Source organism: Oceanobacillus senegalensis, assembly GCF_900176885.1.
GTDB lineage: Bacteria > Bacillota > Bacilli > Bacillales > Amphibacillaceae > Oceanobacillus > Oceanobacillus senegalensis.
Window position 1 is genome coordinate 4,203,463 of sequence record NZ_LT839648.1, and the last position, 12,291, is coordinate 4,215,753.

General features: G+C 39.5%; 11 protein-coding genes and 1 riboswitch. Of the genes, 8 read left to right on the top strand and 3 right to left on the bottom strand.

The genetic code is table 11. The features are described 5' to 3' along the window. Window positions 1-34: 34 nt before the first annotated feature. Window positions 35-1,537, bottom strand: a complete 1,503-nt coding sequence (locus tag CAO17_RS20280; protein ID WP_085994266.1) for a sodium:solute symporter family protein — start codon at window positions 1,535-1,537, stop codon at window positions 35-37. A gap of 233 nt (window positions 1,538-1,770) precedes the next feature. Beyond that, window positions 1,771-2,934: a thiolase family protein gene (locus CAO17_RS20285; protein ID WP_085994267.1), complete on the bottom strand. Its 1,164-nt coding sequence runs from the start codon at window positions 2,932-2,934 to the stop codon at window positions 1,771-1,773. Between the two features lie 226 nt (window positions 2,935-3,160). Further along, window positions 3,161-3,266: riboswitch (SAM riboswitch) on the bottom strand. Between the two features lie 611 nt (window positions 3,267-3,877). Here CAO17_RS20285 and CAO17_RS20290 point away from each other — a divergent pair. The 6 genes from CAO17_RS20290 (at window position 3,878) to CAO17_RS20315 (ending at window position 9,268) form a co-directional block, all read left to right on the top strand. Next, complete coding sequence (locus CAO17_RS20290) at window positions 3,878-5,086, top strand: CaiB/BaiF CoA transferase family protein (RefSeq protein WP_085994268.1); 1,209 nt, start codon at window positions 3,878-3,880, stop codon at window positions 5,084-5,086. Window positions 5,087-5,135: 49 nt separating this feature from the next. After that, on the top strand, window positions 5,136-5,393 hold the full coding sequence (locus CAO17_RS20295; protein WP_085994269.1) for a hypothetical protein: 258 nt from the start codon (window positions 5,136-5,138) through the stop codon (window positions 5,391-5,393). After that, window positions 5,390-6,886, top strand: coding sequence for a sodium:solute symporter family protein (locus tag CAO17_RS20300; protein WP_085994270.1), 1,497 nt, complete (start codon window positions 5,390-5,392; stop codon window positions 6,884-6,886). The genes CAO17_RS20295 and CAO17_RS20300 overlap by 4 nt, the downstream gene beginning before the upstream one ends. Before the next feature lie 15 nt (window positions 6,887-6,901). Continuing rightward, window positions 6,902-7,507 carry a flavin reductase family protein gene (locus CAO17_RS20305; protein WP_085994271.1) on the top strand — a complete coding sequence of 202 codons (606 nt, stop codon included), beginning with the start codon at window positions 6,902-6,904 and terminating at the stop codon, window positions 7,505-7,507. 4 nt (window positions 7,508-7,511) lie between these two features. Then, window positions 7,512-8,420, top strand: coding sequence for a hydroxymethylglutaryl-CoA lyase (locus CAO17_RS20310; protein WP_085994272.1), 909 nt, complete (start codon window positions 7,512-7,514; stop codon window positions 8,418-8,420). A gap of 212 nt (window positions 8,421-8,632) precedes the next feature. Further along, window positions 8,633-9,268, top strand: a complete 636-nt coding sequence (locus tag CAO17_RS20315; protein WP_085994273.1) for a GntR family transcriptional regulator — start codon at window positions 8,633-8,635, stop codon at window positions 9,266-9,268. 303 nt (window positions 9,269-9,571) lie between these two features. On the opposite strand, the gene CAO17_RS20320 is transcribed toward CAO17_RS20315, so the two are convergent. After that, entirely contained in the window at window positions 9,572-10,054 is a 483-nt protein-coding gene (locus tag CAO17_RS20320) for a hypothetical protein (RefSeq protein ID WP_085994274.1), read from the bottom strand. A gap of 316 nt (window positions 10,055-10,370) precedes the next feature. Here CAO17_RS20320 and CAO17_RS20325 point away from each other — a divergent pair, with 316 nt between their 5' ends. Together CAO17_RS20325 and CAO17_RS20330 are read left to right on the top strand one after the other, a co-directional pair. Beyond that, window positions 10,371-10,913, top strand: coding sequence for a glycerol-3-phosphate responsive antiterminator (locus CAO17_RS20325; RefSeq protein ID WP_179152041.1), 543 nt, complete (start codon window positions 10,371-10,373; stop codon window positions 10,911-10,913). Between the two features lie 548 nt (window positions 10,914-11,461). Further along, a complete protein-coding gene (locus CAO17_RS20330; protein ID WP_085994276.1) occupies window positions 11,462-12,274 on the top strand; it encodes an MIP/aquaporin family protein in 813 nt (270 codons plus the stop codon). Window positions 12,275-12,291: the final 17 nt, after the last annotated feature.

The window sequence follows — 12,291 nt, forward strand, 5'->3', positions numbered from 1 at the left end:
GCATTTTCCTCCTCATTCTATTACCTTCTATTACTTATTTAGAAATAGTTAAAGATTCTTGCTGTTTGGTGGTTGCACTTTGCGTTGCCAAGCACGTAACTATCATTACAACAAACGCGGAAACAGACGCAAAGAACATGGCTAGATAAATATTTTCAATTATATTTTGGTTTGTAAAAATCACATACAGTACGGTACCAGTAATTAAGGCAGCAATGGCACCAGGAGCGTTTGCCTTCTTCCAAAAGTATCCTAATATAACCGGAGCGATAATTCCGCAGATAATTGCTGAGAAACTAAATTGAATTAAAATGGATAACGATTCCGGACGGTCTAAGGAAAGATATAATGTAGCTAAACCCGCCAGTACTAAGGACACCTTTGCTACTTTGACCGCATTCCTATCTAAAACCTTTTTAGTAATCGGCTTTTTCGATAAAATTGGTGCCAATACTTTGTAAAAATCGTTTCCAATACTTGTCGTCACCCCTAGGTAAAGACTATCCGTACTGGAGAGAATGGCTGAGATCAGTCCTACAACAATGATTGCCGCGATGATTGTTGGGAATGATTCAAGTACATAAACTGGAATCGCTGCATCCGCACTTGTTAAATACGGCGCAATCACCCGTGCTGCTAAGCCGCCAAGAACCATTAACGTTGAAATTAAAAATAAAATAACACCTGCTGATAATGTAAATGGAGCAAGCTGCTCTTCACTATCAAGTGACAATACTTTATTTAATAGATGTGGCATTAACACAAAGCTAAATAATAAAAATTGGACGGCCATGATTGCTAGTGGAGTATCGTATGGACCTCCAACGGATAGAAAACCTGTTAGACTCGGATCTACCGCCTCAAGCTTGCTTGACAACTCTCCAAATACGTTTAGGCCGCCGCCAATCGTCCAAAATAACGAAATTAAAATAAGGATAGAAGTGATGGCCATCAAAACCCCTTGAACGCCGTCTGTGATAAGTTGTGCATAGGCACCACCAAGTCCTATGTACAGAATCGTGATAAATACACCAATGATAATGCCCCAGAAATACGGGATGTTTAAGACGGATTCAAAGATAGTCGCTAGTCCTACGTTTTGACCAACAATATAATACACGTTGAATAAAATTAATATTGCCACAAGCACTTGAAGTGTTTTGCTGTTGTATCTTCTTCCAAGCCATTCCGGCAATGTGGAAACCCCACCAAACTTTTTACTGTATCTCCAGAACTTTTTAGCAAATAAAAGTAAACCAATCCACGAAACACCGAAACACCCTAATGTATACCAAAGCACTGATGTACCATATTCGTAAGCAAGCCCTGGAACACCGATAAATAAATTGGCACTTGCATACGAAGCTGCAAAACTTGCACCAACAATCACAGGATTTACTTTTCCACGAGCCGTTGCGAAGCCAGACATCGACTTACTGTGTTGATTTCCCTTTCTTCCAATCCAAACAACGACTCCAAAATACCCAATTAATAGAATAATAATCGTCCAAAATAAAGGTCCTGTTATGGTAAGCATTATTTATTAGACCCCTTTCTCTCTTTTGTTACATACGATTTTTTCCATATCAGTAAGCCAACTGCCCAGAATACGGCCAGCAGTAGAAAGTACGTTAATAGCATGATTTTCATCCTCCAGATGTAATTTTATATTTTCCCCATGGGAATAATCGGATTACTGTGTGCACTTCGTTAAAAAAACGAAGTGCACATCTTCCATATTGATTTTATTTACATGTGAATGATGTTCTACTAGCTCTTTGGAACTTCGATTAAAAGGGCCATTCCTTGACCACCGCCACCGCAAAGGGAGGCAATCCCTTTTCCACCGCCGCGACGCTTCAGTTCTTTAACAACAGTTAAAGCAAGTCGGAATCCCGTTCCACCAAGCGGATGACCTACCGCAATCGCGCCACCATTGACATTCACCCTTTCATAGTCAATGCCAAGCTCACGGCAGCTTGCAATAACGACACTTGCAAAAGCCTCATTGATTTCAAAAAGATCAATATCGTCCAATGTTAGGTTTGTTTTCTCTAAAACTGCTTTAATTGCTTTGGCAGGCTTTGTATGTAAACTCGTATCAGGGCCTGCGACTTCAACCCATCCAAGAATGCGTGCCAACGGTGTTATACCAAGCTCAAGCGCCTTCTTTTCGGATGAAACAATACCAACGCTTGCGCCATCAGTCATTTGCGAGGCATTTCCCGCTGTAATGGTACCTCCTTCTATAAATGCTGGTCTTAATTTCGCTAATTTTTCTTGCGTTGAATTAGGGCGAATACCTTCATCACCAGAAAGCGTCTTTCCATTCAGGGTAATCGGAACAATTTCTTCCTGCAGAATCCCTTTTTGAAGTGCCGCAGCAGCTCGTTCCTGCGATAATTGTGCGTATTGATCCTGTTCCTGTCTATCAATCTTAAAATCTTTATTTTTAAAATCAGTTAATACCCCCATCGAATTATCTGCTAATGAGCACCATAACCCGTCGTTACTTAATGTATCCGTCAATTGTAGCGGTCCTATCGACTGTTCCTTTCGAATCGCAGCAGTGTACGGGGCATTTGTCATGGAATCAAATCCGCCCGTAATGTATAATTCGCCTTCACCAAAATGAATACGGCGGACAGCGTCAGATACAGATGCTAATCCAGCTAAACATACATTGTTCAATGTACTTGCAGGGACAGTAAGCGATACACCAGCATCTGTCGCAACTCTCCTGGCTGGATTTTGACCTTGCCCCGCTTGAAGCACCTGTGCCAGTAAAACTCCATCTGCTTCTTTTGCCTCTGGTACTCGTTGCACTAACTCTTTAACAGCTAAAGTTCCTATTTCCTTTGCTTCTAATCCTGATAAAAATCCTTTCCACTTCCCAAAAGGTGTTCGAACTCCTTCTAATATCACCGTATTCATATTGCCTCATCCTTTCGTATAATCAAATCATTTTATTTTTAGAAAAATTAGCATTCCCTCGTGTTTTAAGGAATGGGCTAGTTTTTCTTATGATTGGGACATTTTTACTACGTGAAATCTTTTTCTTGAGCAAAATTTTATACCTTTTCCTAATGTGCATGTGCAAAGAAAAACCCTCTTTCCAAAAGAAAGAGGGTTGAAATCATAAATACATGATGTTTTCTCCCTCTTATCTTTCAGACACTTCTGCCTGTTGGAAGTAGCACCATTCCCTTAAAGGGCGGTTGCCGGGCGTCATAGGGCCAATTCCCTCAGCCAACTCGAGATAAGAGTTATCTATTAAATTTGATTTATAGTTACAAAGTATCCGTTTATTAAATTATTGAAATATTAACAGAACACAAATAGAAAGTCAAGGGGACACGGGGTCAGGTTCCTCGTCCCGTATTTTTCCCCTTCTTAGACAAAAGCCCTGTGGTGTCGCAGGCCTTTTTTTTCTTTCTTTTAGAAAGTATGCCTTCCCTTCTTATATTAGCTACCAATAATAAGTTGCTCCATTTTTGAAGCGCATGTTGACGAATAAAAGGAATTCGCAAACGTATCGAGAACAGGTGCGTAAACGAAAAGAACCACAGGAAATAAAATCAAGCAATAGAACCTTTTTGCTAAAAATAGTTGGAAATGGGACAAGGAACCTGACCCTATGTACCCCTATTGTATACAAACTACCCATTTATAAAATAATCCTATTTTTATAGAAATGAACAAACTCAATAATATCAAGGGTTAATCGGTGTTGTTCTTTATTTTTATGTAAATTTTCAAAATCTTTATTGACGGTTTGGATACAATGTGGTAATTTTTTTATAAATCTTAATTTACTAAAAAATCTTATTAATCAATTAAGATTTTAAGCTTTAACGATAATCTTGGAGGTATGAACATGGGAGAGGAAAAAGAAAGGTTACCACTAGAAGGCATTAGGGTGTTGGAATTAGGAACATTGCTTGCTGGACCATTTACTGGACGACTTTTAGGAGATTTTGGTGCAGAAATCATCAAAATTGAAGCTCCAGATAAAGCGGATCCATTGCGCGAGTGGGGACAGGAAAAGGATGGTGTTGGACTATGGTGGCCCATACAATCACGGAATAAAAAGTCAATTACGTTGAATTTGCGTTTGGAAGAAGGACAGGAAACTTTTAAGGAATTAGTGAAAAAGTCAGATATTATTATTGAAAATTTTCGTCCAGGAACAATGGAGAAGTGGAATCTCTCGTATGAAGAGCTATCTGAAATCAATCCAGGGATTATCATGACCAGAACTTCAGGATACGGACAGACCGGTCCTTATAAGGAAAGAGCTGGATTTGGTAGTGTAGGAGAAGCTATGGGAGGTATACGGTATGTAACAGGGTTCCCGGATCGTGCTCCATCAAGAATTGGAATTTCGATTGGGGATACCTTAGCTGCGCTTTTTGCAACAATCGGAACGTTAACAGCACTTAATGAACGTCATCATTCTGGCAAAGGACAGATAGTGGATACAGCAATATATGAATCCGTATTTTCTGTGATGGAAAGTTTAATTCCAGATTATCTTCTTGCAGGATATATCCGTGAACGTATGGGAAATATCTTGCCAAACGTTGCCCCTTCTAATATTTATTTTACGAAAGATGAAACGTATATCGTCATTGGTGCCAATGCAAACGGGGTGTTTAAGCGATTATGTGAGGCAATGGGGGATCCGGAATTATTTGAAAATCCGAAATTCCATACCCATTTAGCAAGAGGGGAAAATCAAACAGAACTGGATGAAATCATTGAAGGCTGGACAAAGCAACATGATTCCAAAGAAATCCTTGATTTACTGGCTAAAAAGGGCGTGCCATCAGGTCTCATCTATTCTGCAAAAGATATTGTAGAAGACCCGCATTACCAGGAAAGGGAAATGATCATCAAAAAGGAACATCCGCAAATAGGAGAGTTTCCAATGCCTGGGGTCGTACCTAAATTAAGTAGAACACCTGGTCAAGTGAAATCAGTGGGTGCGGAGTCCATTGGTAAGCATAATGAAGAGGTTTATTGTGGTCTACTAAACTATGATGTGGAAAGGTTCCATGGATTAAAAGAGAAGAATGTTATTTAATTTTTAAAATGGGAAAGCGGATTATGAATTTGGGGAGAGGAGTATGTGTATGAGGGATAAACCAGTCAAAGAGCCAATACGGAAAAAATGGATATGGATTGTTTTAGTATTCATTGTTCTTGGAAATGTACCATGGTATCTACCAGCAGGAACCTTTGAGCCTTTAATTTTAGGAATTCCTTATTGGGCCTTTATTGTTGTCTTATTTTCCATCATTTTATGTGGATATTTAAGCTGGCTTTGTATAACGGAATGGCACATTGTGGAATCAGAAGAGGAGAATGAAAAAAAGGAGGGTGATGCATGAGTGATTTAGTTTTTGCTGGTTTGGATGGGGTTATTATTCTCATTGTTTATGCGGCGATAATGTTATTAATTGGGTACTTATCGGGTCGTAAAGATAAGAATTTACATGAAAGTTTAGGAAATTACTACTTAGCTGGGAAAAATCTTGGTTTTATCGCATTATTTTTCACCCTTTATGCGACACAGTATAGTGGAAATACCATTATCGGATATGCGCCAACTGCTTATCGAACAGGGTTTGTTTGGCTTCAGTCCATTTCTTTTATGACTATTATCATTGGCGTTTATCTTCTGTTTGCTCCTAGGTTATATGTCATCTCGAAAAGAAGGAATTTTATTACCCCAACAGATTGGATTAGCTTCCGTTTTAACTCGAAACGTGTAACCATCCTAGCCATTTTACTCATGCTTTGGGGGTTGGGAAATTACCTATTAGAACAGCTCGTAGCTATTGGTCAGGCTGTTGCTGGTTTAACCGGAGGAACCATCCCATATCAATTAGCTGTGGTTGCTTTTGTTCTCGTTATGTTGACGTATGAATGGCTAGGTGGAATGAAAGCAGTAGCCTTTACCGATGTCATGCAAGGACTGGTATTAATGGTGGGAATATTTATCTTCTTGGGTGGTGCATTTTATTTAGTTGGTGGTGATATAGGAGCGGTTACACAGCAAATTGCCCAAACAGAACCTGTGAAGGTCGGTGTACCAGAACTGATGACATCCGTTAATTGGCTAAGTATGATTCTTTTAGTAGGTTTTGGTGCAGCCATTTATCCGCATGCGGTACAACGGATTTATTCGGCTGAAAGTGAGCGTACCTTAAAACGATCGTTTGCAAGAATGGCTTGGATGCCACCCATTACAACGGGATTAGTTTTTATCATTGGAATTTTTGGGCTAGCTTTAATTCCAGGGTTAAATGAAGGAGAGTCTGAACAGATTGTCGGAATGCTTGCAAATGAAATTGCGGCCATTAATGGATTCTTTTACTGGGTAATGATTATCTTTTTTGGTGCGATTGTTGCAGCGATTATATCAACAGCTGACTCTGTATTGCTTAGTTTTTCATCGTTAATCTCGAATGATGTCTATGGGAAATATATTAATCCAAATGCGAAGGAGAAGAAGAAGGTTTTAGTAGGAAAAGTCGTTGGAATCATAGCTGTCGGTGTTTTATTAATGATTGCCTGGAATCCACCTGGTACGCTCTATCAAATTTTTGTATTGAAATTTGAATTGTTGGTGCAAGTTTTCCCGGCGTTCGTTCTTGGTTTGTACTGGAAGCGAATGGCAGCAGGGCCTGTATTCTGGGGAATGTTAATCGGTGCAATGGTTTCTGGTGTGTTGACATTAACAGGGAATAGCACCTTGATGGGTATTCATGGCGGGGTTATTGGACTAGCCATTAACTTCCTTATCGCAGTAATTGGATCCTATTTAATACCGATGACAAGTGAAAAAGAAGAAGAACTTCAGAAAATAAATTTAGCTTAACCAGGAGGGAGTCCGGTGGATATTGATTTACGAGATTTAGAAACAAAACAGGCATACAAACTGATGACAGGGTCTGTTGTACCTCGACCTATTGCTTGGGTGTCGACCATGGACCAAAGCGGTAATCATAATCTAGCACCTTTTAGTTTTTTTACCGTTGCCTCTAGAAATCCACCAATGTTACTTATTTCCATTGGTCCTGGTGTCGGCGAACGGGAAGGTACTGTTAAAGATACGTTATCTAATATTCGGCAGTTGAAACAATTTGTTATCAATATTGTTCCTGCATCATTAGGAAATCCAATGCAAAAAAGCGCAGAAAACGTACAAAGGGAAACAGACGAATTTAGCTATGCAGGATTAACACCGGTTCAAAGTAAGAAGGTTCGACCACCAAGGGTAAAAGAGTCCCCCATTTCTTTTGAGTTAGAACTGAATCATATCATGGAACTAGGGAGTGATCATGTAGTTATCGGTCATATTGTTCATTATCATATCGATGACGATTATTATCTCGGAAACGATAAAGTAAACCAAGAAAAACTAAGTCCCCTTGGTCGCCTAGCAGGAACGTATAGTGAAATCAGTGATATTTTTACACTTCCAAGGAGAGAGGAGTAACGAGATGGATAAACCAAAAATCCACCTTACTGATGTAACAGGTCGTGATGGGTTTCAGATGGAGAAGGAATGGATTGAAACAGAAGATAAAATCCATATTTTAAACCGAATTATTGGATCAGGAATAAAGAGAATAGAGGCTACTTCTTTTGTTTCACCGAAAGCGATACCACAATTAAAAGATGCAAAAGAAGTTGTCCGAGAGCTTCATCGTGACCATGTGGAAGTAATGGCACTTGTCCCCAATCTTAAAGGTGCCGAGTTGGCATTGGATTCAGGTGTCGATGTAGTAAATGTCGTTCTGTCTATTAGCGAGACCCATAACAAGAAAAATGTAAACAAAACGGTTAGTGAATCGTTAGAAAATGTAACGGCTATTCATCATTTAGTAAGGGATCAATACAAGAAACTAAATGTTAGCCTTGGAACAACTTTCGGATGTCCTTTTGAAGGGCTGTACCATGTTGAAAAAGTGTCAACCATTATTTCTAAACTTCATTCGGAAGGAATCAATCAAATTACATTAGCAGATACGACAGGCATGGCAAACCCTACTCAAATTAGTAGATTTGTAGAAACCTTAACAAAGCAGTATCCGGATATTCAATTCAGTCTACATTTACACAATACAAGGGGAATGGGTCTAGTAAATCTCTATGCTGGATATCATGCAGGGATTCGGCATTTTGATGCAGCACTTGGTGGTATTGGTGGATGTCCATTCGCTCCAGGGGCAACAGGAAATGTCTGTTTAGAAGATATTGTTCATATGCTTGATTTGATGAACATTCCTAATGACCCAGATATGAATAAGTTAATCCATACCTCGAAAGAATTAGAACGTATATTAGGATACAAATTATCAGGACAAGTCATGAAAGCTGGTTTGGCTAATGAAGTAGTACCAGTATAAACGTTTTCAAGACATAGAGCTTCGAAAAGAAATTGGAGAAACTACCATTGTAAAAGGATAAACCGTTTGAAATCGAATGGGAAGAACTTGATTTTATGCGGTTTTCTTTTTATGCTTTGCATACAAGTTTTCAATCTATGGGTCTGTCTACTTATATTATGGATTGTATTCTTCTATTCGTTTACATACAATAAAAGCAGGAGGCAGTTGCAATGGATCCATTTAATTATATGAAGAATGCGATTATTACAGGGGAATATAAACCAGGTAAACGATTAACGGAAGAGGCACTAGCAAAGGAATTAAACATGAGCCGTACACCAATACGTGAAGCTATTAATCAATTAAAAAATGATGGGCTTGTAACACCACTGAAGAGGGGCGTTGTCGTTCGCGAGTTTACCAAGCATGATGTTCTTCAAATCTATGATTTACGTGCACTACTTGAGGGATATGCGGCTAGTCAAGCTGCATCTTATCGATCTCTAGATGATATAGAAAAAATGATGGTTACCAATCAAAACTATCGAGAAGTAATCCGTGATTTGAATGACGAAAATAGAAGTTCCAAAGTTCCATCTATCGTTCAGGCTAATCAAGCTTTTCATAAATCCATTCTTGAAGCATCAAACAATGATTATATTTCATTTCATTTATCTAAAGCTGTAGTCATCCCACTTGTCTTTCAGTCATTTTCCTGGTATAGCATTTCCGAAATCAATCGTTCCTTTGAAGTCCATGAAACGATTCTCTCCGCTATCGAACGCCAAGAATCGGAACGCGCTAAAATAGCTATGCAGGAGCATATTTATACAGGACGAGATCACGTATTGAAACATATTGATTGAGAGGGACGCGGGGTCAGGTTCCTCGTCCCGCAATTTTTCCTTCTTAGAGAAAAGCTCTGTGGTGTCGTAGAGCTTATTTTCTTTCATTTAGAACGTGTGCCTTCTTTTTTTTATTGATTAACCCTTCTTTTCATTAGAATCTATAGAAAAAAAGTTGCTCTATTTTGAAGCGCATGTTGCCGAATAAAAGGAATTCGCAAACGTATCGAGAACAGGTGAGCCAACGAAAAGAACCAAAGGAGATAAAATCAAGCAATGGCCCCTTTTGCTTAAAATAGTTGGAAATGGGAGAAGGAACCTGACCTATGTCCCCATCCCCCGTTCTTTTGTTCCGAATATCGATTTTTCTACTTGATTCTGTATGGCATAAATGATAATCGCGAGTAGGACACTCATGTAGAACCACGAACGACTTCTCATTTTTTGGAGTTTAAATATTCCTAGTAACTTTGAGATGTAGAAGAATGGATAGGCGTTTATCCAGTCCAGAGCTATATTAATAAGTACATATCTGGAAAAATTCCCATAGTTGAACTTGAATATCCACATGGTTCCGATAAAATAAGTGCCGAGAAGGTATGATAAATCAACAGGACCTGGGAATAGTGGATTTTTATTGATCCACCATTTTCTCTTATTTGCAATGACACTTAACGCACCGAGGAATAAACAGATGAAACTAGAAACAGGCAAAAATCTATAAAAAGTACGTTTCCCTAAACGAGGAAGTGTAAGCCACGGTAAGATTAACTGAGCTAAGGAAAAAATTATCTTTATTTTATTCATCTACTCACTCCTTCACCATATACTAACTGTATTATTAGCTGTTTTTTAAAATTAATGTATGAAGATATTTTAGGGGGACGTGGGGTGGGTTTGTCGTGCACCCCAAAAGTTAGAGTGGAAAAACTAATTTTTGAGGTGTTCTATTATGTAGATAAAAGTAGTTAAAGAGTATCAAAATGGATATTTAGGAATTAGAGACTTAGCTAAGAAGCATAATATAAAATCAATAGAGCCTTTAACGTAAAATAGTTGGAAATGGGACAAGGAACCTGACCCTATGTCCCGCTATGTCCCGCCCGAGGAGGTGATCGGTTTGATGAAGATAGAGGGAGTTTTGCCGGCCATTCGTAGTATGAAGGATTTTGAGCGTGTGCTAGAGGTGAAGCAGGATTATGTGGTGTTTTTAGAAACGAGATTGTCGCAGGTGAAGAGCCTGGTCAAATATGCACATCAGGCAAAGAAGAAGGTCATTATTCATGCGGACTTGGTTCAGGGGTTAAAAGTGGACGAGTATGGGATGGAGTATTTGATAAATGATGTGAAAGTGGATGGAATCATCTCAACTAGAGCGAATGTGATTGCAACGGCTAAGCGGCATAACATCACTGGAATTCAGCGCTTGTTTGCGATTGATAGCCATGCATTGGATCATAATTTGAAGGTTTGTAAGAAAGTACAGCCAGATTATATCGAGGTCTTACCCGGTATCATTCCACATGTTATCAAGGAAATACGAGAGGAAACAGGGATTCCCATCATCGCAGGTGGTTTAATTCGCACAAAAGAAGATGCGATGAATGTATTAAATGGTGATGCCTCTGCAATAACAACTTCCGATAAGCATCTATGGGATTTATAGGGACCGAGGGATGGGCACCTTTTCTAAAGAGCTATCGTAGGGTTACCTGGGATAAGACTTTTTTGAGTGTGTATGGTGTTTTTATTGTTGTGCGCTGTTAAGAGGAAAGGGGATAAGTTGGCCAGGAAAGCTAATATTTGAAAGTACTCAATCAATGAAGCAAAACACGGAAAGGAACTTTGCACTAAAATGGCAGAACCATGCAAGAGGCCCTGGCCTTTTTATGAGCGGTTAGGTGATGTTGCAGAAGAACCGTCCTCACCATACCCCCCACTGCAACACCGCCTCATCCCTAGGCCTCCCTCATTACTTTTTGTCGAATCTGCAAAAAAATGATTGACAGCGTTTGCAGTTGTGCGATACGATGTACGTACAAGTTAAAAAAGTGACGGAGAATGGGAGAACCACACGAATACGTACTAGCCGAGGCATAGGTTAGTATCGTTATTGGTGTGGTTTTCTTTTTTCCATCTAATAATAAAGCGGCCTACTAGAATCATAATATTTACAATAGTCTAATAACTATATACAAAGGGGAGTGTTTGGGGATGTCAGCATTTGTAGGGGAAATCATTGGTACGATGATTCTAATTGTTTTAGGTGGAGGTGTTGTTGGCGCTTCTGTTCTTAAAAGTACCAAAGCGGAAGGAACCGGTTGGGTGCTGATTACCATCGGTTGGGGTCTTGGTGTAACGATGGGTGCTTATGCGGTGGGGGGAATTTCCGGTGCGCATATGAATCCGGCTGTCACTTTAGGCTTTGCGGTTGCTGGTGAGTTTCCATGGAGTCAGGTTCCTAGTTATATCATCGCACAATTGATTGGTGCCTTTATTGGTGCGATTCTTGTATTTTTTCAATACCTACCACATTGGGGGAAAACAGCTGACCCAGCAACAAAATTAGCGGTATTTGCAACTGATCCGGCAATACGCAGCACACCTTCCAATCTAGTCAGTGAAATCATCGGTACCTTTATATTAGTATTTGGAATCATGTTTATTGGAGTAAATGAATTCACAGAAGGGTTAAATCCATTTATTGTCGGGTTGTTAATTGTTGCGATTGGGATGTCACTTGGTGCCACCACGGGTTATGCGATCAATCCAGCTCGTGACCTGGGTCCTAGAATAGCACACGCGGTTTTACCGGTTCCAGGTAAAGGTGGTTCAGACTGGCGCTATGCTTGGGTTCCAGTTGTGGGCCCTATCATCGGTGGCGTATACGGTGCTCTATTTTATAAAGCGTTTTTTGAAGGAAAGTTTTCAATTGCTTTTTGGACAGTAAGTATTATCATAGCATGTGTGTTTTTAACAGCGGCGAAAACAGAGATTAGAAAAGCGAATACTACACAGTCCGTGTAAAGAATATGGGGGAATGA